The organism is Erythrobacter sp. SCSIO 43205, assembly GCF_019904235.1.
Taxonomy (GTDB): domain Bacteria; phylum Pseudomonadota; class Alphaproteobacteria; order Sphingomonadales; family Sphingomonadaceae; genus Erythrobacter.
Genome location: NZ_CP063202.1, coordinates 1,513,210 through 1,537,885 on the forward strand (window position 1 = coordinate 1,513,210; position 24,676 = coordinate 1,537,885).

28 protein-coding genes are annotated in these 24,676 nt (G+C 58.5%); 14 read left to right on the top strand and 14 right to left on the bottom strand.

Annotated features, from left to right (window positions below; genetic code table 11):
* Positions 1-41: 41 nt before the first annotated feature.
* Complete coding sequence (gene rmuC / locus INR77_RS06960) at positions 42-1,499, top strand: DNA recombination protein RmuC (protein ID WP_223073163.1); 1,458 nt, start codon at positions 42-44, stop codon at positions 1,497-1,499.
* Positions 1,496-2,149: a hypothetical protein gene (locus INR77_RS06965; RefSeq protein WP_223073164.1), complete on the top strand. Its 654-nt coding sequence runs from the start codon at positions 1,496-1,498 to the stop codon at positions 2,147-2,149. The genes rmuC and INR77_RS06965 overlap by 4 nt, the downstream gene beginning before the upstream one ends.
* Here INR77_RS06965 and INR77_RS06970 read toward each other — a convergent pair whose 3' ends face one another.
* The 7 genes from INR77_RS06970 to INR77_RS07000 form a co-directional block, all read right to left on the bottom strand.
* Positions 2,150-2,965, bottom strand: coding sequence for an RNA methyltransferase (locus tag INR77_RS06970; protein WP_223073445.1), 816 nt, complete (start codon positions 2,963-2,965; stop codon positions 2,150-2,152). It lies immediately after the preceding gene.
* A 13-nt stretch (positions 2,966-2,978) separates the two neighbouring features.
* A complete protein-coding gene (locus INR77_RS06975) occupies positions 2,979-3,257 on the bottom strand; it encodes an HPr family phosphocarrier protein (RefSeq protein ID WP_223073165.1) in 279 nt (92 codons plus the stop codon).
* A gap of 10 nt (positions 3,258-3,267) precedes the next feature.
* The gene (locus INR77_RS06980; protein WP_223073446.1) at positions 3,268-3,699 is read right to left on the bottom strand and encodes a PTS sugar transporter subunit IIA; all 432 of its coding nucleotides are present in this window, start codon (positions 3,697-3,699) and stop codon (positions 3,268-3,270) included.
* 107 nt (positions 3,700-3,806) lie between these two features.
* Positions 3,807-4,766, bottom strand: a complete 960-nt coding sequence (gene rapZ, locus INR77_RS06985; RefSeq protein ID WP_223073166.1) for an RNase adapter RapZ — start codon at positions 4,764-4,766, stop codon at positions 3,807-3,809.
* Between the two features lie 46 nt (positions 4,767-4,812).
* Entirely contained in the window at positions 4,813-5,280 is a 468-nt protein-coding gene (locus INR77_RS06990; RefSeq protein ID WP_255573975.1) for an HPr kinase/phosphorylase, read from the bottom strand.
* 2 nt (positions 5,281-5,282) lie between these two features.
* Positions 5,283-6,917 carry an ATP-binding protein gene (locus INR77_RS06995; RefSeq protein WP_255573976.1) on the bottom strand — a complete coding sequence of 545 codons (1,635 nt, stop codon included), beginning with the start codon at positions 6,915-6,917 and terminating at the stop codon, positions 5,283-5,285.
* Positions 6,886-7,644 (bottom strand): response regulator transcription factor, encoded by a 759-nt coding sequence (locus tag INR77_RS07000; protein WP_223073449.1) that lies wholly within the window; start codon positions 7,642-7,644, stop codon positions 6,886-6,888. Before INR77_RS07000 ends, INR77_RS06995 begins: the two co-directional genes overlap by 32 nt.
* A 378-nt stretch (positions 7,645-8,022) precedes the next feature.
* Between INR77_RS07000 and INR77_RS07005 the strand changes: the two genes are divergently transcribed.
* The gene (locus INR77_RS07005) at positions 8,023-9,720 is read left to right on the top strand and encodes a phosphoenolpyruvate carboxykinase (protein WP_255573977.1); all 1,698 of its coding nucleotides are present in this window, start codon (positions 8,023-8,025) and stop codon (positions 9,718-9,720) included.
* A gap of 76 nt (positions 9,721-9,796) precedes the next feature.
* Here INR77_RS07005 and INR77_RS07010 read toward each other — a convergent pair whose 3' ends face one another.
* A complete protein-coding gene (locus INR77_RS07010; protein WP_223073167.1) occupies positions 9,797-10,780 on the bottom strand; it encodes an endonuclease/exonuclease/phosphatase family protein in 984 nt (327 codons plus the stop codon).
* Between the two features lie 114 nt (positions 10,781-10,894).
* Here INR77_RS07010 and INR77_RS07015 point away from each other — a divergent pair, with 114 nt between their 5' ends.
* Positions 10,895-11,251: a hypothetical protein gene (locus INR77_RS07015; RefSeq protein WP_223073168.1), complete on the top strand. Its 357-nt coding sequence runs from the start codon at positions 10,895-10,897 to the stop codon at positions 11,249-11,251.
* Between the two features lie 39 nt (positions 11,252-11,290).
* Positions 11,291-11,836, top strand: coding sequence for a DUF937 domain-containing protein (locus tag INR77_RS07020; protein ID WP_223073169.1), 546 nt, complete (start codon positions 11,291-11,293; stop codon positions 11,834-11,836).
* Positions 11,837-11,915: 79 nt separating this feature from the next.
* Here the strand turns inward: INR77_RS07020 and INR77_RS07025 are convergent, their stop codons facing one another.
* Positions 11,916-12,296 (bottom strand): DUF3597 family protein, encoded by a 381-nt coding sequence (locus INR77_RS07025; protein WP_223073170.1) that lies wholly within the window; start codon positions 12,294-12,296, stop codon positions 11,916-11,918.
* A 98-nt stretch (positions 12,297-12,394) separates the two neighbouring features.
* On the opposite strand from INR77_RS07025, the gene INR77_RS07030 reads away from it, so the two are divergent.
* A complete protein-coding gene (locus tag INR77_RS07030) occupies positions 12,395-12,607 on the top strand; it encodes a hypothetical protein (RefSeq protein WP_223073171.1) in 213 nt (70 codons plus the stop codon).
* A gap of 22 nt (positions 12,608-12,629) precedes the next feature.
* Here the strand turns inward: INR77_RS07030 and INR77_RS07035 are convergent, their stop codons facing one another.
* Both INR77_RS07035 and INR77_RS07040 read right to left on the bottom strand, forming a co-directional pair.
* A complete protein-coding gene (locus tag INR77_RS07035; protein WP_223073172.1) occupies positions 12,630-13,313 on the bottom strand; it encodes an energy transducer TonB in 684 nt (227 codons plus the stop codon).
* Between the two features lie 359 nt (positions 13,314-13,672).
* Positions 13,673-14,329, bottom strand: a complete 657-nt coding sequence (locus tag INR77_RS07040) for an alpha/beta hydrolase (protein ID WP_223073173.1) — start codon at positions 14,327-14,329, stop codon at positions 13,673-13,675.
* Between the two features lie 122 nt (positions 14,330-14,451).
* Here INR77_RS07040 and INR77_RS07045 point away from each other — a divergent pair, with 122 nt between their 5' ends.
* From INR77_RS07045 to INR77_RS07055, 3 genes are read left to right on the top strand one after another with little or no spacing between them, the layout of a single operon-like run.
* Positions 14,452-15,441: a cysteine desulfurase family protein gene (locus INR77_RS07045; protein WP_223073174.1), complete on the top strand. Its 990-nt coding sequence runs from the start codon at positions 14,452-14,454 to the stop codon at positions 15,439-15,441.
* The gene (locus INR77_RS07050; protein WP_223073175.1) at positions 15,438-16,520 is read left to right on the top strand and encodes a cysteine desulfurase family protein; all 1,083 of its coding nucleotides are present in this window, start codon (positions 15,438-15,440) and stop codon (positions 16,518-16,520) included. The genes INR77_RS07045 and INR77_RS07050 overlap by 4 nt, the downstream gene beginning before the upstream one ends.
* 4 nt (positions 16,521-16,524) lie before the next feature.
* A complete protein-coding gene (locus INR77_RS07055) occupies positions 16,525-16,860 on the top strand; it encodes a 2Fe-2S iron-sulfur cluster-binding protein (RefSeq protein WP_223073176.1) in 336 nt (111 codons plus the stop codon).
* 62 nt (positions 16,861-16,922) lie between these two features.
* On the opposite strand, the gene INR77_RS07060 is transcribed toward INR77_RS07055, so the two are convergent.
* The gene (locus tag INR77_RS07060; RefSeq protein WP_223073177.1) at positions 16,923-17,471 is read right to left on the bottom strand and encodes a type 1 glutamine amidotransferase domain-containing protein; all 549 of its coding nucleotides are present in this window, start codon (positions 17,469-17,471) and stop codon (positions 16,923-16,925) included.
* 282 nt (positions 17,472-17,753) lie between these two features.
* On the opposite strand from INR77_RS07060, the gene INR77_RS07065 reads away from it, so the two are divergent.
* The 5 genes from INR77_RS07065 to parC all read left to right on the top strand — a co-directional run bounded on the left by INR77_RS07065 (position 17,754) and on the right by parC (position 22,472).
* Positions 17,754-17,861, top strand: a complete 108-nt coding sequence (locus INR77_RS07065) for an enoyl-CoA hydratase (protein ID WP_223073178.1) — start codon at positions 17,754-17,756, stop codon at positions 17,859-17,861.
* Positions 17,862-17,902: 41 nt separating this feature from the next.
* Complete coding sequence (locus INR77_RS07070; RefSeq protein ID WP_223073179.1) at positions 17,903-18,010, top strand: enoyl-CoA hydratase; 108 nt, start codon at positions 17,903-17,905, stop codon at positions 18,008-18,010.
* A gap of 48 nt (positions 18,011-18,058) precedes the next feature.
* A complete protein-coding gene (locus INR77_RS07075) occupies positions 18,059-18,163 on the top strand; it encodes an enoyl-CoA hydratase (protein ID WP_223073180.1) in 105 nt (34 codons plus the stop codon).
* A 155-nt stretch (positions 18,164-18,318) separates the two neighbouring features.
* Positions 18,319-20,097, top strand: a complete 1,779-nt coding sequence (locus INR77_RS07080; RefSeq protein ID WP_223073181.1) for a caspase family protein — start codon at positions 18,319-18,321, stop codon at positions 20,095-20,097.
* Positions 20,098-20,168: 71 nt separating this feature from the next.
* Entirely contained in the window at positions 20,169-22,472 is a 2,304-nt protein-coding gene (parC, locus tag INR77_RS07085; protein WP_223073182.1) for a DNA topoisomerase IV subunit A, read from the top strand.
* Between the two features lie 230 nt (positions 22,473-22,702).
* Here the strand turns inward: parC and INR77_RS07090 are convergent, their stop codons facing one another.
* Together INR77_RS07090 and INR77_RS07095 are read right to left on the bottom strand one after the other, a co-directional pair.
* Complete coding sequence (locus tag INR77_RS07090) at positions 22,703-23,242, bottom strand: hypothetical protein (protein WP_223073183.1); 540 nt, start codon at positions 23,240-23,242, stop codon at positions 22,703-22,705.
* A 248-nt stretch (positions 23,243-23,490) separates the two neighbouring features.
* On the bottom strand, positions 23,491-24,669 hold the full coding sequence (locus tag INR77_RS07095) for a CCA tRNA nucleotidyltransferase (RefSeq protein WP_223073184.1): 1,179 nt from the start codon (positions 24,667-24,669) through the stop codon (positions 23,491-23,493).
* Positions 24,670-24,676: the final 7 nt, after the last annotated feature.

The following is a 24,676-nucleotide window of genomic DNA, read 5'->3' on the forward strand; positions in this document are numbered from 1 at the left end:
AAGCACTAGTGTTCCGTATTTGTTCCGTGCTATAAAGAAGCATGGAAAATCCGATTCTTCTCATCATCGCTTTGCTTGTTGGGCTTCTATTCGGGGGCGGGGGGGCTTTGTTCTTTGCCTCGCGCACAGCTGCTGATCTCAAGGAGCGCCTTGCATCGAGCGAGGGCCAATCGCGCGAGCTTGAGGTGAGCCTTGGCGATACGAAGTCTCGGCTTGCCGCCGTTGAGGTAAGGGCAGGGCAGGCGGAAGCGCTTGAACGAGAGCTAGGCGAAGAGCGCACCAAACGCATGGCTCTGTCCGAACGCTATTCTCAGCTTGATGCGACCGCGAAGGAGCGGGAAAAAGCGTTTGAAGAGCAAAAGCGCCTTTTGAGCGAGGCGCGCGAGGAGCTCACCAATCAATTCAAAGCAGCTGGCGCCGAAGTGCTCCGCGAAAATCAGGAAGCGTTCCTGCGCCGCGCCGAAGAACGCTTCCGCCAATCCGAGGAAGCGGGCGAGGCGAAGATCAAGGCGTTGCTCAATCCAGTTGGCGAAAGGCTCGCGTCTTATGAAAAGCAGGTCAGCGAGCTGGAGGCCAAGCGTACCGATGCTTTCGGACAACTCCATGGGCTTATTCAATCCATGCGCGAGGGGCAGGAAGAGGTCCGGCGCGAGGCGCAGCGGCTTGGCAATTCACTGACCAATGCGCCAAAGGCGCGCGGGCGTTGGGGGGAGCGGGCTTTGCAAAACCTGCTCGAACAATGCGGGCTGGCCGAGCACACCGATTTTATGATGGAGCATTCGGTTGACACCGATGAGGGAAGGCTTCGTCCCGATGCGATCATCAATGTGCCGGGGCAAAAGAAGCTCGTGATCGATTCCAAAGTGTCGCTCAACGCCTATCAGGCAGCCTTCGAGGCCGATGACGACGAGACGCGCAAACGCGAGCTGGACGCGCACGCGAAATCCATGCGTAACCACGTGCAAACATTGGGCGCGAAAAGCTATCAGAGCCAATTCGAAGAAGCGCCCGATTACGTCATCATGTTCATTCCCGGCGAACATTTTGTGACCGCCGCTTTGGACGCTGACCCGACTTTGTGGGACTTTGCTTTCGAACGCCGGGTTTTGCTTGCAACGCCCACCAACCTCGTCGCCATCGCGCGCACCGTCGCGCAGGTCTGGCGGCAGGACGGCCTTGCCAAAGAGGCACAGGAAATCGGGCGCATGGGGGCAGAGCTCTACGGTCGCCTGGAAACCGCAGCCTCGCACCTCAAGCGCGTTGGCGGGGGGCTTGAGACAGCGGTCAACAATTACAACAAATTTGTAGGCAGCTTTGAACGCAATGTCCTTTCTTCAGGCAAGCGTCTCGCAGAAAAAGGCGTCGAAATCGGCAAGCGCGAGATCGAAGAAGTGCCACTTGTCGAAAGCACCCCGCGCTATAATGCGGCGGATGCGAAGGCGGTCGACGATGAGGACGAGGGTTTCATGCTTGAGAGCAAGCAGGACGCGGCCGAATGACATTTATGACACGCGTGATCACGATCGTCTTGGCCGCGTTTGCGCTGAGCGCGCCCGTTCAAGCCGAACATCTGGCACCGCGCAACGAATGCGCGAAGTTGACGGGCGCGAGTGATTTTGTGCGCACTCTCACAACGGCTGTCGCCAATCGCAACGCAGAGATGCTTCGCGGAATTGTCGATGAGAATATCGTGCTTGATTTCGGTGGGGGATCAGGCTGGAACGAAATGCAGGGGCGTTTATTGTCGCCTGATTACAACCTGTGGGCAGAATTGGATGCAGTGCTGCGGCTGGGTTGCGGGGCCTATGATGATGGTTCGATCGCCATGCCGCTTTACTGGGTGAAACCAATGCCAGACGGTTATGAGTCCTATGGAACATATATCGTCACGGGCTCTAAGGTTCCGCTCTATTCGGCGCAGACAGCAGGCGCTGTCTTTACCCATCTCGATTGGGAGGCAGTGGAGCTCGTTGCTTATCTTGAGAGCGTAGAATTGGGAGAAGACCCAGCGCTCGTTGAAATTCGCCGTGCTGACGGAACACGCGGCTTTGCTGACAGGGCCCTGCTTCGCTCGCTCGTCGATTATCGTTTGCTTGCCGCCGCTGAAGATGGCGCATGGCGCATCACGCATTTTATCGCTGGTGATTGATCAAGCGTCCAATTTGTCGAGCACTTCATAGGCCAAAACCGCACCCGCAACGGCAGCATTCAGCGAGTCCGCGCGGCCTTTCATCGGCATGGTGACGCGAAGGTCGCACTCGGCCTCATACGCTTCTGGCAGGCCTTGCGATTCGTTGCCTACCATGATGAAACAGGGCGCCTGATAATCGGCTCCACGATAGGGCACGGCATCGCGCAGGCTTGCCGCTACCAATTGACCGGAGCCGCCCCTGGTTTCGCCGCCTCTCAACCAAGGCACAAAATCGTCCCATCGCGCCCGCGCTAACTTTTGCGTGAACAGAGCGCCCATGCTCGCCCGCACCGCTTCGGCGCTGAACGGGTCGGCGCAGTCGTCTATCAAGATGAGCCCACCTGCTCCCACCGCATCGCCTGTGCGCAGCATGGTGCCAAGATTGCCCGGATCGCGCAGGTCCTGTGCGACCAGCCAGATTTTCGCGCCACTCCTGTCCACCGCGCCGAGCGAAGTATCGAATTCATCGAATACACCGACGACGCTTTGCGCGTTAGACTTGCCTGTGATCTTCGAAAGGATGTCGGGCGTGGTGGTGATCACTTCGCCGCCCGCGCCTGCAACCTCGCGCTCCAACCCCTCAATCAGAGGGTGAGGATCGCGCCCTTCGGCCATCACCAGAGTGCGCGGCACATAGCCGCTGACCCGCGCATCTTCGAGCAGGCGCAGACCCTCGACGAGGAATTGACCGGCGCGCTTGCGCAGTTTCTTCTCCCGCAGTGAGCGCAGATATTTGACCGTAGGATTAGAAAAACCGGAGATATGCTTGCGCATGGGAACGCCGCGCTCAGTCTTCGCCAAAGCCGTCTTCAACCAGCGCCACCAGCTCAGCCAGAACGGCCTCGCTGTTGGTACCATCGGTGATGATCTCGATCGTGTCGCCTTTGGCAGCGCCAAGCATCATCAGCCCCAGGATCGAGCCGCCGGCCGCTTCATTGCCGTCTTTAGCAACTTTGACAACCGCGCCTTCAGGTAGTGCGGCGACAGCACCCACGAATTTCGCACTCGCCCGTGCATGAAGGCCGCGTTGGTTGACGATGGTGACGGTTTGGCGCTGTTCCCCCATGGCGTGCCCTTTAGTTCCCGCCGCTCGCCGCGCGCGCGGTGTTGTCTGCGCCCAAGAGTTCGCTTGCAACCGTGATGTAATTGCGCCCTGCAGTTTGAGCGGCTTCGACCGCATCGACAACGCTCAAATTCTTGCGTGCCCCCGCGAGGCGGATGAGCATCGGCAAGTTTATCCCAGCGATCACTTCGACCTTGCCTGCATCCAGCAAAGAGATCGCCAGATTGGACGGCGTGCCTCCGAAAAGGTCGGTAAGGATGATGACGCCGCGCCCGGTGTCCACGGTTTCAATCGCCTGCGCAATGTCATTGCGGCGTTGTTCCATGTCATCATTGGGGCCAATGCACACGGTTTCCACCGCCGATTGCTCACCGACAACGTGTTCCATTGCTTCGACAAACTGGTCCGCCAGACGGCCATGCGTAACGAGGATCAAACCGATCATATCTTCGACTTTAGTCCGCTTGTACCCATTGGCCGTTGAAGAAATGTGCGACCCTGCCATCGGATCGCCGCGTCGCTAACCCTAACACTGCCATGCAATGCAAGTCCTTAATCCGTGTCACGGCCAAGTCCCTTATCCGCTGTGCCATCGATCCTCGTGGCGGGTTCCTCAACCGCATCAGCGGCCCGCGTGCTTAAATTGCGGTGGCGGACAGTGGGCGAAAAGCCTTCATCGCGCAAGGCCTTTGCCATGGCCTGCGCAGTAAAGACCGAACGGTGTTTACCCCCGGTGCAGCCGAAAGCGACGTGAACATAGGCTTTTCCTTGTGCGCCATATCGCGGCAGCACGGTTAAAAGCAGCGATTTTATCTGTTCAAAAACACTGCCAAAGGCGGGGTCTTTTTCGATATGCTCGCCCACTTGAGGGTCAAGGCCGGTCTTGTCGCGCAGATCCTCAACCCAATGCGGATTGTCGAGAAAGCGCATATCGAAGACAAGATCGGCAAGCGGAGGCATACCGCGCGCAAACCCGAAGCTGGAAATGGTGAGACTTGGCTCTGCCTTATGGTCTTTGCCAAACAGCTCGCGGATACGCGTTTGCAGATCGTTCGAGGTAAGCTCGCTTGTATCGACCATGACTTCGGCCCAGCGGCGCAGCGGTTCAAGCAGTTCACGTTCGGCCGCAATCCCTTCCTGCACCGTGCGATCCTGCGCCATCGGATGGCGTCGGCGCGTCTCGTTATAGCGCCGCTCAAGCTCGCTGGTTTTGCAGTCGATAAACAGGAAGGTGAGGTCAAGGTCATCGCGCAGCGCGAGTTGTTTGATGAGAGTGATGATTTCGTGTGGGACAAATCCGCGCGTTCGTGAGTCGAAGCCGATTGCCAGGGGTGCACCCCCATGGCCGGGTTCCCCAACCAGACGGTCGAGCATCCGCACGGGAAAATTGTCGATCGTCTCCCAGCCAAGATCTTCGAGCACATCAAGCGCAGTTGATTTGCCAGCCCCGGCAAGCCCGGTGACCAGCAGAAGCCTCTGGCGTGTATCAGTGGATGGTGACGGTTCAGCCATAATCTAAGCGCCCTATTCGCGCTTTTCTAACCGAAAGGGAAGAGGGCTAAGTGTGTGGCGGCCCCTGACGGGACAGATCGGCGCCGCTTCGCCCGAAGCGTTCAAGCGCCATCTCAGCCCGCACGGCTGGCGCTATCGTACCGGGGTAAAAGGTGAGTGCGGGCACATCCACGCCCAAAATCGTACGTGCAGGAGCATTTTCAGGCAGTCGTTCGCCGCCAAGGCCCAATGAAAGCACAAGCGCGAGCGGGCGAGGGGGGCTCAAAGGCATTTCGAAAAGGCCAACGCCGCGCACCTCCAAAAGCCCCTCAATATTCGGGGGAGGGCAGGCTAAAAGGTGATCACTCTCAAACTTAAGACGCACGGCATCATCGCCGATCAGAAGCGCGCCCCGGTCAATCAGAGCAAGCGCGAGCGATGATTTGCCGCTCCCCGGCGGACCTTCGATGGCAAGAGCGACATCCCCGATGGCAACGGCGCTCGCAGCAAAGATCGTCTCGCTGTCCAAGGGCAAACCTATTTCATTGGGGGGAGTTCAAGGTGGAGACACGCGCCTTGCTCGCCATCGGGCCGCCCTCGCGCGGTGAGGGAACCATCGTGTGCCTCCGCGATCGCTCTTGCGATGGCGAGGCCAAGCCCTGAGTGGTTGCCGAAATCCTCACCCTCGGGACGGACGGAATGGAACCGCTGGAACACTTTCTCGCGTTGTTCCAATGGTATGCCTGGCCCATGATCGCATACGGTCAAGCTCACGCAATTGCCGTCATTGTCGATCATCACCTCAATCGGGGCATCAGGCGGGGAGAAGGACACAGCGTTGTCGAGCAGGTTTTCGATCACCCGCTCAAGGCGCGCGCCCACACCAAGCACGACAGGAGCAAACCCGCGCGTTTCAAGCTCAATGCGATGGTCGTCATTTTCAAAGCGGTTTGCGCGGCTGCCAATGATTGCGCTGACAAGGGCGGCCAAGTCAATCCGCTCCAGCGTCGCGCGACTCATTTCAGCATCAATCCGGCTTGCATCGGAAATTTCGGTCACAAGCCGGTCAATCCGGCGCACATCATGGGTGGCGATCTGCTCCAGTTCCCGGCGAGTGTCCGGGTCGGTGACTTTGGGCAGCGATTCGACCGCGCTGCGCAAAGAAGCGAGCGGGTTCTTGATCTCATGCGCGACATCGGCGGCAAAGCTGTCGACCGCATCAATTCTTTGACGCAAGGCAAGCGTCATGTCTGAAACAGAGCGTGCAAGTTGGCCGATTTCGTCCTTGCGTTCTGGAAGTCGGGGAACTTCGACATCGCGCTCGCGCCCAAGGCGCACCTTTTGTGCAGAGCTTGCCAGCAATTGCAGAGGTGAGACGATGGTGCGCGCAAGGTACAATGAGAGCAGGGCAGAGGCACCCAGCACCAAGAGCACCGATGTAAGGAGCGCCGTGCGCGCGGCCCGCACGCTTTCGGTGATATCTACCGCATTGCGCACGGTGAGCAGCGTTGCACCATTAAGGCCCACCGGCGCTGCTGCGGTGATAACAGGCGTTCCATCGACCCAGTCGTAAAGGCGCACCTGACTAAGCCCTTCCTCGCGCGCTTGCTTTAGCTCTGGCCACGCATCGGCGGTCTGGCCCTCTGGCTCGACATAATCGGTCACGGCAGGAGCGCTGACGATGGTATCGACAGTGCGGTCAAGCCAGCGCGCGAGGCGCTGTTCCCAACTGTCATCGCTCACGTCTTCAAATTCAAAGGCCGGCTCTGCAAGCGCAAAGCTGTCCGCCCAAAGCCGCCCTTCGGCATCGAACATCCGCATCCGCATCCGCTGTTCCAGCCCGATCTGGACCAACAAGGCTTCCTGCCGTTCGCGGGTGACACCGGCAAGTGCTTCGGCGGTGATCTGCGCCTCGATCCGGGCAAGCTTAAAGCGTTCATCAATCAGCTGTGTGCGATAGGTGTCGAGATAGAACAGTCCGCCGGAAAGCAGCGCCAGCGGAAGGATATTTACCGCAAGAATACGCGCGGTGAGGGAGAAACGCGCAAAAAGGTTTGGCCGCTCCGCCGTTTGAATGACGCTTTGCAGGAAGGGTTCGGATTTCTTGCCTGTCGCTGGCTTAGCGGTTTCTTGCTGCGCACTAGCCATCGGTAAAGCTGTAGCCTGCGCCATAGAGGGTATCGATTGCGCTGAACGTGTCATCGACGACGCGGAATTTGCGCCGCATTCGTTTGATGTGACTGTCTACGGTGCGGTCATCGACAAACACATCGTCGGGGTAGGCGGCATCCATCAATTGATTGCGGCTTTTGATCACACCGGGCCGTGCGGCGAGCGCTTCTAGGATAAGGAATTCGGTGACGGTGAGGCTGACAGGCTTGTCGTCCCAGCGCACGTGATGGCGCGCCGGGTCCATGAAAAGCCGTCCACGGGTGAGGCTGGCATGGCCCGTCTCGCTTGGCAGCGCCTCTTCACCCGGTACCCGTTCAACCGGCTCCTTACGACGCAGAATGGCACGGATGCGGGCGATGAGAAGCCGCAGGGAAAATGGTTTGGCGATGTAATCATCCGCGCCCAGTTCAAGACCAGCCTCTTCATCGGCCTCATCATCTTTACTGGTAAGGAAAATCACCGGAAGATCGGACTGCGCGCGCACCCGGCTTAACAATTCCATCCCGTCCATCTTGGGCATCTTGATGTCGAAAACGGCAAGGTCCGGCGGGTTTTGCAGAAGCGCTTTCAACGCGGTCTCTCCATCGGAATAAAGCCGGGTGACAAAGCCTTCCGCCTGAAGCGCAATAGAGACGGTGGTGAGGATATTGCGATCATCATCGACCAGGGCGATCTCCTTCCCTTGGGGCTTACTATCGCCGTTCGGGCTCTCGCTTGTCATGCTCATATGCTCTTTATTGTGCAGATCGCCTGCCATGCGTGAGCTGTCCTTTTTTAAATCGTCCCGCACGAGATAGCGCTAACGTCGGCCCGAAACAATCAGCGAGAGTGTCGTGGCGGCGCCCTGCTCAACAAAAGATGTGGAATTGAATTGCGCCTGTTCGTGGCGATTTGTGAGAGCTCTGCCTTGAATTTGCGCGACTTGGTGCAGGTGCGAAACGCGAGTGCATTATAATGCTGCATTGCGGTGTAAAATGGCGGGGTTTGACGAGGCGAATACTCGGCTTTATGCGCTATTCAGCTTTCGGGATCAGGTGGCTACGGACGAATCGCTAGCGCAGTTTGGCGCGGGCCATCCAAACACCCATCTCGACGGTGCATACGTATGCGCGATCTACGCTTTTTCGCGCACCATATCGACGCCCCTCGCGAAGACGTCCTAGGAGAATACACGTTGATCCCCGCTGCTACCCCTCTGGCCCAGCCACTTTCCTCACAAGGCATTGAAACGTCGGCAACCATCCACCCCAATCTGGGCACATCCGCGCTTGTCGAAGCAGCGATTGCTCGCGGTGAGGGGCAGCTTTCGAAGCATGGCGCGCTGGTGGTGAAAACTGGCGCGAAAACCGGGCGCAGCGCGAAGGACAAATTCATCGTACGCGATGAAACGACCGAGGACACCGTATGGTGGGGCAAGGTCAATGCGAGCATGACGCCAGAGCATTTTGCCAACCTCAAGGAAGATTTCCTCAGCGAGCTTGCTGGCAAAGACACGCTCTATGTCGCTGACCTGTTCGGCGGCTCACAACCAGAGCACCGCGTCAATGTGCGCGTGATCAACGAGCTTGCCTGGCACAATCTGTTTATCCGCACGATGTTGGTGCGTCCCACACCTGAGGAACTCGGCGATTTCGCGCCCGAATACACCATCATCGACCTGCCGACGTTCAAGGCAGACCCCGCGCGCCACGGCACCAATTCGGAAACCGTGATCGCGGTGAACCTTACCGAGAAGCTGATCCTGATCGGTGGCACGCGTTATGCAGGCGAGATGAAGAAGTCGGTGTTCGGTATCCTCAATTACCTGCTGCCGACCAAGGGCGTGATGCCGATGCACTGCTCAGCCAATATCAGCGCCGATGGCAAGACCGCCGTCTTCTTTGGTCTTTCGGGCACGGGCAAGACGACGCTTTCTGCTGATGCGTCGCGCACACTTATTGGCGATGACGAGCACGGCTGGTCCGACACGGCTGTCTTCAACTTCGAAGGTGGCTGTTATGCCAAGATGATCCGCCTTTCCGAAGAGGCTGAGCCGGAAATCTACGCCACCACCAAGATGTTCGGCACCGTGCTTGAAAACGTGGTCATGGATGAAAAGACCCGCGAGCTTGATTTCGACGATGCGACCCTCGCTGAAAACACGCGCGGCGCTTACCCGATCGACTTTATCCCGAACACGTCTGAGAAGAACCTTGGCCCTGCGCCAAGCAATGTCGTGATGCTCACCGCCGATGCGTTCGGCGTTCTGCCTCCGATTGCGCGTCTCACACCAGATCAGGCAATGTATCACTTCCTGTCGGGCTACACCGCGAAAGTGGCAGGCACCGAAATCGGCGTGACTGAGCCGGAGGCGACCTTCTCGACCTGTTTTGGCGCGCCCTTCATGCCGCGCCACCCATCGGTTTACGGCAACCTTTTGAAAGAGCGCATCGCCAAGGGCGGCGTGCAGTGCTGGCTGCTCAACACCGGCTGGACCGGCGGCAAATATGGCGTTGGCAGTCGGATGCCGATCAAGGCGACCCGCGCGCTTTTGAATGCGGCGCTCGATGGCGATCTTGATAGCGTTGAATTCCGCAAGGATCCAAACTTTGGCTTTGACGTGCCTGTGCACGTGCCGGTTCTGGCAGAGGCCGGGATCGATCAAACCATCCTCGATCCGCGCAGCACATGGCCCAATGCGGATGAGTACGATGCGACGGCGCAAAAGCTGGTGCAATTGTTCATCGACAATTTTGCCGAGTTTGAGCCTCACGTGGATGAAGGCGTGCGCAACGCAGCCCCATCGAGCGCGGTGGCGGCCTAGGCTTTAATCCACATCACGAGCTGGAGAGGGGGGCCTCGTCTGGTGCATTTCTAACGAAGTGTGTCAGGCGGGGCTTTTATTTGGCTCGAACGATAGCTTGATCGAGGCACATCTCGCCCAAGACAGCGCGGTGGTCTGACCCGTTCGCGTCCAGAACTTCAAAACGGCGCACTTTAATTTCGCCCCTCACCATAATTTGATCCAGTGGCCAGCCCAGCGCAGGGGCGAAGGCGGGGAATGTGGCAAAAGTGCCTCTGCCAATGCGTGGATCTTTCCAATCACCCATTTCGCGAAAATCAGTGGTGGTGGACGACCAGGGAACATCGTTAAAATCGCCCATGGCAATCGCGCCTGAAATGTCCGCCATCGTGCGGTCAGCGGCGCGCTTGATGCTTTCGTCGCGTTGCCCCGTGCTTTGTGCCGGCAAAGGCGCCTTTGGATGCAGACCGACGAACTGGACTTTGGTGTCTGGCATCGGCTGCAGGACCGCGAAAATGCTCGGTGTATTTTCATCTGCCCTTTCAAGAATATCAGCATCGACCACAGGCAATCGGCTGGCAAAGACTTTGCCAAAGGTGTTCGATTGAGGATGGGTGAGGGTATATGGATATTCGCTCAGCATGGGCTCAAGCGCTTCAGCCCATCCTTCGTCAACTTCGGTCAGAAACACGATGTCAGGCTGCAAGCTTTCGATCTGCTCGATCAGCCGATCATACTGCGTGTTCTTCATTTTGACATTGGCGGAAAAAGCGGTGAAGCACTGGCCTTGTGGATGGTCAGAAGCGAGATCAATCTGGGTCGGCGCCAACGCGGTATACGGCCAGATGGTCATGAAATTGATCGCAACCGCGGCCAAAAACATACCCTCTGCAATCAGGCGATGACGTTTGACGAACAGCGCCACTACAATCGCCAGCACAATGAAGAGATAGCTTGCAGGTTCCCGGACGAAACCGGTCGCCCGAATGGCCCAAAAATCGGTGGGGAATAGCGGCAGAATGGCAGAAGCAAGGGCAAGCCCGCCAGCAGCCAGCGCGATGATAGATCGTTTGGTCATCATTTTGCCGTCTCAATCACTGTGCATACCCCTGAATTTGGCCAGATATTTCTTTACTTTCCCAATCCCTGACATGGGTTTAGGTTCCAAAATGACTCGCGACAAAGGAGAAGCGACATGAGTTTGCTTGATGGAATTCTGAAAAATATCGGTGGTGCGCCTGACGATGTTGTCAATCTGGCCGAGAAGGTCGGGATTGATCCGAAGATGGCAGAGAAAGCCATCGCGGTTCTGGGGCAAACGCACCAGATGGAAGGCGATACGGTCGAACTGGCTTCTGCGAAGACCGGTCTTGATACAGGCGTGCTCAGCCAATTGGTCGAACAGATCGGCGGCGAAGGCTCGCTCACCCATTTTGCCGAGGCGATCAAGAACGATCCCTCCTCGCTCATGGGACTGCTCGACCGCGATGGCGACGGCAATCCACTGGACGACATCGCCGATATCGCAAGCGGCCTGTTCGGCAAAAAATAATCGCGCCGTTTAGGCGGCATAGGATTGGGGGGAAGTGCATTGAGCCTTGCAGCCATGCTTCAACAAACGGGCGCGATTTCATCGATGGCGCGCGAACTTGGAATTGACGAAAGAACCGCGCAAACCGCTGCGGGGGCACTTTTGCCGGCGATCGTTGCTGGCATGGGCCGCAGCGCCACAGGCGGCAATTCAACGCCTGATCCATTGGGCGGGCTCGGAGGCCTTGCGGGCGCTTTGCTCGGTGGCAGCAGTGCGCAAGGCGGCGCGGCTGGTGGATTGGGCGGATTGATCGGAGGCGGGCTGCTCGATGCGGTTCTCGGCTCTGCCCCGACACCCACGCAGCCGGGAAACGATATTCTTGGAAACATTTTTGGCACCAAGGATGTGAGCCGCTCGGTCGCTGGCGAAGTGGCCGGGATCACGGGCATTGATGAGGGGCTTTTGAAAAAGATGCTTCCCATCCTCGCCATGGCGGTCGCAGGCTATATGGCCAAACAGGCGAGCGCCGGTGGTGGCCAACAGCAGAGCGGCGGCGGCCTTGGCGGGATTCTTGGCTCAATCGTCGGCGGAATGATGCAGCGATAACCAAGCCGGATTCAAACGAAAAACGCCGCGTGAGCCAATTGGCCCACGCGGCGTTTTAGTTTGGTGTTTGCCGAAGTGATCAGTCTTTCAGATGGGCTGGCACAATGCCGCCCGCTGCCGCCATTTGCGCAAGCACCGCTTTATGCAGCGCAATGTTGTCTTCAGCGGTGCCGGAATAATCAGTGTTACCCATCTCAATCGCGAGCGCCTTGCGGTTTTCATAGCTTGGGTCAATCCGCACCAGCTTCATCAGATCGACAATCGAGGTTTGCCAGTTGAGCTTGTCTGAACCGGGAATGCTGGCGATGCGCGCTTCCACATCCTCAGCGCTGATCGCGGCGCGTTTTGGCGGGGTGGCGGGCGCTGCGGCAGGAGCGGCTGCGGGCGCTTTTTCTGCTGGCTTTGCCTCGTCTTCGTCATCACCAAAGATAGCGTTAGAAATCGAACTGAAAATTCCCATGTTTCCCTCCTGAATTGGTACAGGCATAAGGCTACCCACGCGTGGGCAATAATTCCAGCGCATTTACAACTGATGACAAAAGGGAAAGTGACGCGGTGATGACCGATCTGGTGTTCTCAATCGTGATACTTGCGGCCATTCTGCTGATCCTGGGCGCGTTTGCCTATTGGCGGCGGACGGGGGCGGTGAAGCAGCCTGTGCTGATGGTCGTCCTTGCCCTGATTGCCATTGGTAACGTGCTGATCTGGACGATCCCGACGAGCGATGGCACCGCCCCGGTTGACAAAATCGAAGCGGCCGAGGCGGATTAGCGCCCCGACCGCTGGTCTTGGCCTATTCAGGGATCCGCCAGTTTACGACGCTTGAATAAGTGCCAGCGACAGAGGCGCCTCTTTCATCCTTGGCCGGATTGAAGACGGCGCGTGAGCTGATCAACTGGCACGTCGCCCGGTCGAGAGCCTCATAGCCAGTGGAGCCTGTCACCGTGCAATCGGTGACCTTGCCGCTCGCATTGACCTTGAGGGTGAAGCGCGCATTGCCTTCATATCCGCGCCTGATCCAGCTGGTGCGATAGTCCGAGGTGGAAATCCAGTTGCGGGGATTGCCGCGCGGGGATGCAGCCACGGGGTCAAAAATTGGCGCGGGCGCAAAGACTTCGGGAAGTTCGACAGCGTCGAGGCCAGTGCCCCAATCCTCAGTCAGCGTGCCGCCGGTTGTGAGGGGGCCTGAGCCTGTAAAGGTAACGGCCGGATCGGGGGCAGGGGCTGGTCGCGGTGTGTCGGGACGCGGCGCAGGGTTGGTCCGGGGATTGATTTCGTCAGTCTTTTCAACCTCGAAGATTTCCGGCGTTATTACCACATCGGGCACGTCGGTCGCCTTGGGATTTGGCACAGGCGGCGCGATGACGATCTTGACGGCGAGGCCAGCGACAAGGATGGCACCAACGGTTGCGGGGACGCCCAAAGCGCCGACAACGGCGAGGGGGTTGGGGCGGTTCGCGGTGGTCGCGTAATTCATGATTCTTCTCCTCTCATGATGTGCGATGAGTGGAGCCTCTCACGAGTTGTTGCGAGTGCCAAGCAATATCGAGTTGCAATTGGCGACGGGTCGCGGGATGCAACCTTTTGTTTTTGCGCACGCCCATCCGGGCGCGCGTCCTCGCTAGATGGGCAGGCAAGCTGCCCCCGCTGCGGGCGGGCGGTCGCCCTTGCGACGCCTGCGGCGTCGTTCTGGCAAAGTTTGGCTGGAGCATCGCGGAGCACGGTCGCGGCAGCGACCGCAAGCACGACCGTGCGCCCGCAGCGGGGCCGGAGCAAAGCGGAGGCCGTCTAGCGAGGATGAGGGCGCGGATGCGCCCTCGCAAAGCAAAAAAACTCTTATTTAATCGGACAATCCGGCGACAGGCGGAAGTCGAGGTAGTTGTCGACGCTCGCCATCATGTCTTCCATTTCATTCTCAAAGAAATGGTTGGCGCGCGGGATTTCGTCATGGTGGATCGTGATGTGCTTTTGCGTGCGCAGCTTATCGACGAGCTTTTGCACAGCGCTTGGCTGAACCACAGTGTCAGCGGCGCCTTGCACGAAAATGCCAGAGGCAGGGCAAGGAGCAAGGAAACTGAAGTCGTACATATTCGCGGGCGGCGCAACCGAGATAAAGCCGCGCACTTCGGGGCGACGCATAAGCAGCTGCATCCCGATCAGCGCTCCGAAGGAATAGCCCGCAACCCAGGTTTGTTGTGCTTCGGGGTGGATTGACTGAACCCAGTCCAGCGCGGAGGCTGCATCGGATAGCTCGCCAATGCCATTGTCGAACGAGCCTTGCGAGCGGCCAACCCCGCGAAAGTTGAAACGAAGCGTTGCAAAACCGCGATCCACGAAGGTTTTGTAAAGTCGCTGAACGACCCGGTCATTCATTGTGCCGCCGCCCTCAGGGTGCGGATGCAGGATCATGGCAACAGGTGCGCGCGGGCGCGGTGGAGGTGAAAAACGACCTTCAAGACGGCCCTCTGGACCGGGAAAGATGACGGATGGCATCAAATGACCTTTGTGAAATGAGTTGCGCTGTAACACCGGCTGGTGCCAGCGGGTGAGCACCCTATATAAGCACTTGTGAGAAAGCGCAATTTGTTAAGAATCGTTCGCATTAAGGCCTGTTTTTGATCGACCGAATATATCTAGACCATGCCGCTACTACGCCGCTGCGCCCGGAAGCGCGCGCCGCGATGGCGGAAGGGTTTTCGCTTTGGGCGAATCCATCCAGCCCGCACGCAGAAGGCCGCCGCGCGAAGAATGCGCTCGAAGATGCACGGGCACGGATCAAGGCGGCGTGCGATTGGGATGGCGAAGTGATCTTCACCAGCGGGGCGAGCGAGGCTCTGTGGATTGCTCTCAACCGCGCCAAAGCCACGCGCCGCATCGTGAGTGCGGTCGAGCATGATGCAGTGTTTCGCGCCGCGCCCGATGCGAAAGTGTCGGATGATGAAAGCACGTTCGATGCGTCGACCATCCTCGCGGTCCAGCACGTCAATTCGGAAACCGGCGTGATCAATCCGGTCGGCGCTATGGCTGAAACACTGGCACCAACCGGAGCGGTGCTTCTGTCCGATTGCTCGCAGTCGGCGGGTAAACTTGCACTGCCCAAGGCCGATATGCTGGTGGTATCGGCGCATAAGCTTGGCGGACCTATCGGCATTGGCGCATTGTTGGTGCGCGACTGGAACCTGCTTGAGCCAACAGGCGGGCATGAGCGCGGCTATCGTCAGGGAACCGAGAATATGCCGGGCTCGCTCGGCTTTGCTGCTGCGCTTGAGGCAGGCGAGTGGGCGACCACGCCCGATGATCGCGCGGGGTTCGCAAAAGAGCTTGGCGAAGACGTACTCACCTTCGGTGATCAGACTGACTACATCTTTGCGCTCGCTCATCCGACCATGAGTGCACAGGCTCTTCTGATCCGCCTCGATGCAATGGGTATTGCCGTGTCGGCAGGAAGCGCGTGTTCCTCGGGGACGCTTAAGAAGAGCCGTGTGCTCGATGCTTTTGGCGTGAGCGATGAAGTCGCCGCGCGCACCATCCGCGTGAGCCTTGGTTGGAATACCACCACGGCGGAATTGGACCGGTTTTTGGAGGCATGGAAGTCGCTCACATGATCTATCTCGACAACCAGGCCACCACGCCGCTCGCACCCGAAGCGCGCGATGCGATGATCCGTTGGCTCGATGGGCCGGATGGCATGGGCTTTGGCAATCCGCACAGCCCGCACAAGCTTGGCCGCCAAGCTGCTGCTGCGGTTGAGGCCGCGCGCGATCATGTGGCGGCGCTCTTTCCGGCTGGCGGCAAAGTCATCTTCACAAGCGGCGCGACCGAGGCGCTGAACCTCGCCATTCGAGGGACCAGCGGGAAGGGCAGCGTTGTTTTCTCCGCCATTGAACACTCCGCCGTTGGAGACACGGCGCGCGATGCGGGGCTTTCCAAAATGCTTGAAGTGGACGCGCGCGGGATCTGCGATCCTTCACAGGATATTGGTGCGGGCGCACGGCTGATCGCTGTGATGCAGGTCAACAATGAGATCGGCACGATCCAGCCCACGCGTGACTGGCACGAACGCGCCAAGCGGGAAAACGCGCTGTTCCTCGTCGACGCGGTACAGGCTTATGGCAAGATGCCGGTTGCGGGCGCGGATATGCTTGCGGTGTCAGCCCACAAATTGAACGGTCCCAAGGGCGTTGGCGCCCTGTGGGTGCGCGATGGCGTGGAGCTTCAGCAAGTGCAAACCGGCGGCGGGCAAGAGCATGGCCTTCGCTCCGGCACATTGTCGCCGGCGCTCATCGCCGGATTTGGCGCGGCGGCCAAGCTTGCCAAAGAACGGATGGAGCAGGACGCTGCTCACGCAGAGGCGCTATGGAACCGCGCGCGGGAGCATTTTGCGGGCTGGACCCTCAACGGCAGCGACACATCGCGCTGGTATGGCAATATGAATATCCGAAAGGATGGCCTCGACGTGGCGCGCCTCATGTCGGATTGCCGCAATGTGATGTTCAGCGCCGGGAGTGCCTGCGCCAGCGGGTCGGGCCGGCCCAGCCACGTGCTGAAAGCCATCGGTCTTAGCGATGCTGAAGCGAAAAGCTCTATCCGCCTGGGGTGGGGGCGCTACACCACGCTTGACGATATTGACGAAGCGGCCAAAACCATCCTTGCAGCGGCCAAAGATCAGGAGCTTTGGGGGTAATCCTATGACGATCACAGTGAATTTCATCGACCCCAAGGGCAATCCAGTCACGGCCAAGGGTGAGGTTGGCGACAACCTTTTGAAAGTCGGACAGGCAGCGGGGCTCCCGCTTGAGGGCACGTGCGAGGGGCAGATGGCTTGCTCAACCTGCCACGTAATCGTCGCGGGCGAATGGTTCGAAAAACTGGATGATGCTTCCGAAGAGGAAGAAGATATGCTCGATTTCGCCGCAGGAGTGCGCCGCACCTCGCGATTGTCTTGTCAGATCGATCTGACCGAAGAACTGGATGGTCTTACCGTCACCGTTCCGGGCGAAAGCCACGACGCGCGCGGACTTTAGATACAAAAAGCCCCGCCACACTGGTTGAGCGGGCGGGGCTTTTTAGCTGGTTTTCAGCCCGGTTAGATGTGTTCAACGACATTTTCGGCGGGAATTTTCACCGCGTCGATCAGCGCCTCTGTAAAGGCTGGAATGTCGTCCGGGTTGCGGCTGGTGATGAGATTTCCATCGACCGCGACCTTGCGATCAATCACATCGCCGCCTGCGTTCTTGAGGTCGGTGCGCACTGATGGCCATGCGGTGACGACTTTACCATCGACGAGGCCCGCTTCGATCAGCAGCCAAGGTGCGTGACAGATCGCCGCGATCGGCTTGTCCTGTTTGTCGAACGATTTGATCAGGTCGATGACTGTATCGTTCAGGCGCAGAACGTCGGGGTTGATTTGACCACCGGGCAGCAGCAGGCCGTCAAAATCATCGGCGCTCACTTTGTCTACGGTCGTTTCGACCTGGACATCGCTGCCCCAGTCGCCGTCTTCCCAGCCTTTGATCGTGCCGGTTTCAAGGCTTGCCACGACCGTCTCGGCTCCGGCTTCTTCAAGCAGCTTTTTGGGTTGTTCCAGCTCTGATTGTTCAAAGCCGTCGGTTGCGATGATGAGAATGCGTTTCATGTCTCGTGTGCTCCTTTTCATTCGTGTCTTCATCCCTGCTTAGGGATGAGCTGCCGGTTCGTTCCAAATTGCGCAAAAGGACGCCCCAAACCGCTTTCCCAACAATTGGGAATATGAACCAATGTTCAGGATTGTCACGAATTGAAAACGGGCGGGAGCTGCAGAAAAATCGCGGATTTCTGCGGTTTTTCGAGTTTGGCACGGCCCCTGCAAAGTAGTTGGCATACAGCGGAAACAACCCGCAAACAGCTTAAGTAACCTTTTCAAACGGAGACACGAACCATGACTACAATCGCCAACAACTTCGCAGCAGCCGCTTTCTCGGTTCTGATTTCGGCAAGCCTCTTCGCTTACGCAATCGTGCCAGCAAGCCCGCTCGCATTCGCATAAATCCAACCCGACACACCGAACTCATTCAAAGGAATTTCAACATGACCATCGCCGCCAATAACTTCGTTGCCGCAGCTTTCAGCCTCGTCGTTTCAGCTGCTCTTTTCTCTTACGCGATCCTCCCTGCCAGCCCACAGCTTCTCGCCTAAGCTGGCCGGTCCGGAGGCAGACGCGACCACCCTCAAAGGACCCATATCATGACCCGCACGAACAACCTTTTTGCATTCGCCCTTTCGATTATCACCAGCACCACGCTTTTCGCCTACGCTATTCTCCCCGCAAGCCCCGGCATAATTGCGTGACACCCCGCTAGCCACCGTCCCCTTTTCCAAGGCTAGCACCCGCCCAAGGGCGCATCGGCTCCTTCCCCTAACGGTCCGATGCGCCCTTTTTGCGTGTTGTGAAGAGCGGGCAAACGCGGTTCCACTCAGGCGGAAAACCGTGTTAAGCTAGGGCCATGTTTACACAGATCAAGAAATGGGCGCTTTGTGCAGCGCTCGCTGTTTTCGCCCTCTTCCCCGCAGCAGCCAATGCGGGAGGCAAATACGCGCTTCTCATCGGCAATTCCGATTATGAGCAGCAAGGCGAAGGCAAATCCTGGACCAAGCTTCCCAACCCTGCGAATGATATTGCCCTGGTCGGCAGATCGCTGAACGCTATCGGTTTCGAGGTCACCAGCCTTACCAATGGCGATTGGCGCGAAATGCGCGATACCATCCGCGATTTCAGCAACTCCATCGGTGATGCAGATATTGTGGTGTTCTATTTCGCCGGGCACGGCTTTGAATATGGACGGCGCAATTACCTTGTCCCGGTTGATGCCAGCCTTGAGGCGAGCGCTGATGACATCGACAAAACCTTTATCGAATTCGAGGATTTGGCAGAGCGCCTTTATAACGAAGGCACGACCATCTTTATGCTCGATGCCTGCCGCACGGGCGGTGAGATCACGCAAACGGGCGAGAATGGCGGCGCTGTCACGAGAAGTGCGCCTGCGCCTGTCATCATAGAACCGGCCACCCGTCAGGCCGCGTCCGGCGGGATGCGCGAATTTGATTTTGAGCCCGGAGCGCGCGTTGGGGTTCTCTATTCCACCGGACGGGGCGTGCCCGCTTATGATTCTGCACCGCCGCCCGAAAATGTGAGCCCGTTTGCCGTTGAGGTCGCCGAAAAAGTCACCGTCCCGCGCATGGATGTGAGCATTGTTTTCAACGCCATTCGCGACGGCGTTTTGCAGCGCACCGAGGGGTTTTGGCCTGTGCAAGTGCCGTTCACTTATAACTCTTTGTCGCCAAACACGTTCTTCACGATGGAACCTGCGGTTTTCAATGACGATCCAACGCTTGGCTTTAAATCGGTGAAGCCTCCGAAAAGGCTTCGACCGATCAACCTTTCGCTTGAAGAGCTTGGCCGTATAGATGAGCCGATCCTTGTCATGCGCGTGCTGTCGCAGCATAGCGTTGATGATGTGAAAACACTGGTCGCTATGGGCGATCCGCTCGCGACTTACATTCTGGGCTATATGCAGCATTTCGGGCTCGGCGTTCCCAAAGACCTTACCGCCGCACGTGCGACACTCGAACAGGCGGCGTCTTACGGAACGCCATATGGCCAGCTTGAGCTTGCCTATTTTCTGCGCGTGAATGCCAAGGATGAGGCTGACCGGGCGCGCTCGCTTGCACTCTACAAGGCCGCCGCGCAGCAGGATTACGCCAAGGCGCGCGGCCATTATTCGCGCGTTCTGATCGGCGCGGCGGCGCACACCGGAACGCCCGAATATGTCGAAGGCGTGCGCCAACAACGCCTCGCAGCTGAAGCGGGCTATGCCTATGCCTATTACGGCCTGTTCTATGCCGTGCCGGAGGAGCGCGACGAGCTTATCGCTGCGCTCGAAGCGATGGCGGAAAAAGGGCGCAGCGATGCCGATCAGCAATTGTGCAATATCTTTATGCGCGAAAAGCAGTACGCCGATGCGATGCCCCATTGCGAAGTTGCAGCGAGGGCGGGTTATCCCGATGCCTTTGCTCATCTCGCTCTGGCAGCGGAGCGGGGGTGGACGGCCCCGCGATCGATCGAGGATGCGCGGTTCTGGATGCGACAAGCCTTGTCGCGCGGCGATCTGGAGGCGGGGCTGTGCGGACAGATGATGTCGATGCAGATTGCGCTGGAAAATGAGACGGGGACTAAGGGTGTAGCCCGTATAGAGAACTGCAACCGCTCCGCATCCGCTCTTTAACGGCCAGAATTTCGCTTTTCCCTGTGGAAACGCCTCTCCCCGTCACCCGCGTGCCTTGCTAAACATGGAGCATGGCAGACCCCACGACCCCAATAGCTTCTGGTGACGACACCGACCCGTTCGACGCGATTGTCGATGCACCTTTTGATGCCGCTCTGTCCGAGCGCTATCTCGTCTATGCGCTTTCAACGATCACCGCGCGCTCGCTTCCTGATCTACGCGATGGGTTGAAGCCCGTGCACCGACGCCTTTTATGGACGATGCGCCAGCTCAAATTGTCGCCCGACAGCACGTACAAGAAAAGCGCCCGCGTCGTGGGTGAGGTGATCGGTAAATACCACCCCCATGGCGACACGGCTGCGTATGATGCGATGGTGCGCTTGGCGCAGGACTTTTCGCTGCGCTATCCGCTGGTTGAGGGGCAGGGCAACTTCGGCAATATCGACGGCGATAATGCCGCTGCCTATCGCTACACCGAAGCGCGCCTGACCAAGACCGCTATGCAGCTAATGGAAGGGCTGGATGCAGGGACAGTCGACTTCATCCCGACCTATAACGGCGAGGAGGAAGAACCGGAGCTTATGCCGGGTCTGTTTCCCAATCTGCTGGCCAACGGGGCAAGCGGGATTGCGGTGGGCATGGCGACCAACATCCCTTCGCACAATGTTGCTGAGGTGATCGATGCGACGCTTGAGCTGATCGACAATCCTCATGTTGAGCACGAGCGCTTGATGGAGCTGATGCAGGGGCCGGATTTTGCGACCGGTGGGCAGTTGGTGGACAGCGCCAGCGTGATTTCCGAGGCCTATCGCACCGGGCGCGGTTCCTTCCGTTTGCGGGGTGTGTTCCATGCGCCCGAAGCGGAGAATGCAGACGACCAGTCCGCCGGGATCGAGCGACTTGGCGGGGGGCAATGGCAACTCGTCATTACCGAAATCCCCTATCAGGTGCAAAAGGGCAAGCTGATCGAACAGATCGCGCAGGCGATTGCCGATAAAAAGCTGCCGATTTTGGATGATGTGCGCGACGAAAGTGACGAGAGCATTCGCATCGTCCTCGTACCACGCACGCGCAACGTCGATCCTGAACTGCTGAAAGAAAGCATATTCAAGCTGACGGATATGGAAACGCGTTTCGGGCTCAATATGAACGTGCTCGATGCGACACGCACGCCGATGGTGATGGGGCTGAAAGAGCTCCTGCAAAATTGGACCGCATCGCAGATTGAGATTCTGCAACGCCGGACCCAGCACCGGCTGGATCAAATCGCCCGGCGCCTGGAACTGGTGGAAGGTTACATCACCGCCTTCCTCAATCTTGATCGCGTGATCGAGATTATCCGATATGAGGATGAGCCCAAGCAAGTGATGATGGCTGAGTTCAACCTCACCGACCGTCAGGCAGAGGCGATCCTCAATATGCGGCTTCGCTCCTTGCGCAAGCTTGAGGAGATGGAGCTGCGCACCGAGAAGGATAACCTTCTTAAAGAGCAGGACGAGCTTACCAAGCTTCTTGAAAGCCCCGCGCGCCAGCGTACGCGTTTGAAGAAAGATCTGCGCACACTGCGCAAGGATTATGCCGAAGACACCGCTCTTGGCGCTCGCCGGACGCGTATCGAAGAGGCTGCTCCTGCGGTTGAATTCTCGATGGATGCAATGATCGAGAAAGAGCCGGTAACGGTGATCTTATCGCAAAAAGGGTGGATCCGCGCGGCCAAAGGCCACGTCGATCTGGACCAGGAATTCAAATATAAAGAAGGCGATGCGCTTGCCTTCATCCTCCATGCGCAGACGACCGACAAACTACTGATCGCGGGCTCAGATGGGCGGTTTTATACTCTTGGTTGCGATAAGCTCCCCGGCGCACGCGGTTTTGGTGAGCCGGTGCGCACCATGATCGACCTGCCGGCGGAAACCAACGTTGCTGCCATGCTGGTTCATAAACCCGGTGGTCGCCTGCTGCTCGCGTCAAGCAACGGCAAAGGCTTCATCGCCGAAACAAAAGAGCTGATAGCAGAGACGAAGAAGGGCAAGCAGGTGGTGAACCTTAAGGGTTCTTCCAAGCTTCAGGTAATCCGCGAAATTCCAGAGGGCCACGATCATGTCGCGGCGGTGGGGGACAACCGCAAGCTTATCGTCTTCAACATGGAAGAGATGCCGGTGATGGCGCGTGGGCAGGGCGTGATGCTGCAACGCTACCGCGACGGCGGGCTTAGCGATGCGACGACCTTCAAGCTGGAAGACGGCCTTAGCTGGCAAATGGGCGGATCGGGTGAACGCACGCGGACCGAGAACGAAATCTGGCAATGGAAAGTCGCACGCGGCGCAGCCGGACGTTTGCCGCCGCAGGGTTTTCCGAAGGATAATCGGTTTTGAGGGATTGGCCCACTCCCAAGCGCCGTTGAGAGCGGGTACGGAACACTGTGATTACCACTCCCGCAAGCGGGAGGGGAGCGAGACTTGCCGAACCGCAGGTGAGGCTTAGTCGCAGCGGGGTGGGCCTACTCTACCGCAAACCCCAAACAAAAACCGCGGCCACCATCCCCGGTGACCGCGGCCCTGTATGAAGACCCTCGCAAGGGAGGGACTTACAATCTCAATCTGGCTTAACCGCCTTGAACGGCTGCCATAATGTCAGCAAGGTTTGCGCGCGCGACGAGTTCATCGTTCGCATCAAGCGCAAAGAAATCGCGCGGCAGAGTCACAAGGCCAACTTCGTCATTCTCGACGACAACGTTGGAATCCATAAGCTCGCTGATCGTGCCAAGTGGTTGTGCGTCGGCAGTGATGACAGGGGTGCCAACGGCAATTGCTGCGTCCAGTTTCGCAGCAGCTTCTGCTTCGGCTGCGGCTTGTGCTTTTGCAGCAGCTTCGGCTTGCGCCACTTGCTGGTCCATCATGCCGTCGATCTGCGCTTTGGTCGCGTTGACAGTCCATTTGCCTTCGCGTTCAGCCAGAAGGTTGGCGGGCAGAGGGGCTTCGTGCTTGCCGGTGTCGACCACGGCGGTCGTACCATCATTGCTGAGCACGGTGCCGATGGGGGCATCGTCATTGCCGTATACAGTGGTGCCAACGTCTTGCGCGTTTGCGGCGATTGGGGTTGCTGCGAAAACGGTGGCCAGAAGGGCCATCTTTGCAAACTTCATAACTCAAATGTCTCCATTGTCTTCCAGTTGAGAGGGGCCACCACCGCGACAAGAGGCAGCGTACGCTGAGACGAGAACGCGACCGCGTGGCAAGCACATGGTCGCAAATCAACAGCATCGAGGCGTGCACCTGATACCAATGCCTCGTTTGCGAGGGAGTTCCCTAAAAGGGGAGGGTTTATGTTACAACCCGGTGGCTCGGCACCCTATGTAGTTCGCCGCGCGTGAAGCTCGCCTTAACGTGAACGTCAGCTTTTTTTGAGGATGGCATCCAAGATGGCGGTAACCCTGGATTGCGGTGGAAAGCCTTCGGCCACCCACTGGCGTTCGGCGGTTTGCAGGATGCGGGCGACTTCTGGTCCGGCCTGAACACCGCGTGCGACAATCTCTCCGCCTTTCAGCGGGAATTCGGGCGGGTTCCAATCGGTGAGAGCCTCTACGCTTGACCCTAAAAGCAAAAGGCGATCCACGGCAAAGGGTGATGTAATCCGGTAAGCGAGCGCTTTGGGATCATCCGCATCGCTCGCCGTTCGTTCGGCAGCCGATACTAACCGCGCGCGCTGAGCCTTGGAAAGCCTGAGGCGCGCTGCGACCGCTTCTGCGACATCGGGCGAAGGGGGCAGCAGGCTTGCTAGGCGTCGCACCGGATCGGGCGCAATCGTTTGCTCAGCTTCTTGTACAATAAGCGATTTTAGCGCCTCGACGTGAACGGCGCAGGCTTCGGGCAAAATCACGCGCAGAACACCGCGTTCGAACATCCGTGCAACCGTTGGCCCTGGGTCCGGTAGGGCAAGCAGGCGCAAAAGCTCATCGGCAACGCGCTCCCGGCTCAGACCCTTGAGGCTCGCGGCCATATCGGCGCACGCTTCCTCGGCCTCCGCGTCCAATTCGGCGCCAAAGCGCGCTTGGAAACGGTAATATCGAAGGATGCGCAGATGGTCCTCCGCGATGCGTTCGCGTGCTTCGCCGATAAACCGCACGCACCGTGCCTCAAGGTCGGCAAGCCCGCCGAAATAGTCGCTGATCTCCAGCGTTTCGGGATGGGCATAAAGCGCGTTGATAGTGAAATCGCGGCGCGCGGCATCGTCTCGCCAATCGGTCGCAAAGGCTACCGTGGCGCGTCTTCCATCGGTGGCGACATCAAGGCGCAGCGTGGTGACTTCGACCGGGCCATCGTCCAGAACAGCGGTCACTGTGCCATGATCAATTCCGGTGGGGACGGTGCGAATACCGGCGCTCGCGCATCGGTCAATTACGACATCCGGGGTCAGCGTAGTGGCGCAATCGATGTCATGCACCTCCGCTTCCAGAAGCGCGTCGCGCACTGCGCCGCCGACCCAGCGGATATTATCCGCGCCCAAAGTCTGGGTAAGCAGTTTAAGGCCTTCGCGATGGGGCCAGTCAGCGGTTTTCAATGCGTTGTTCACAGCGTCA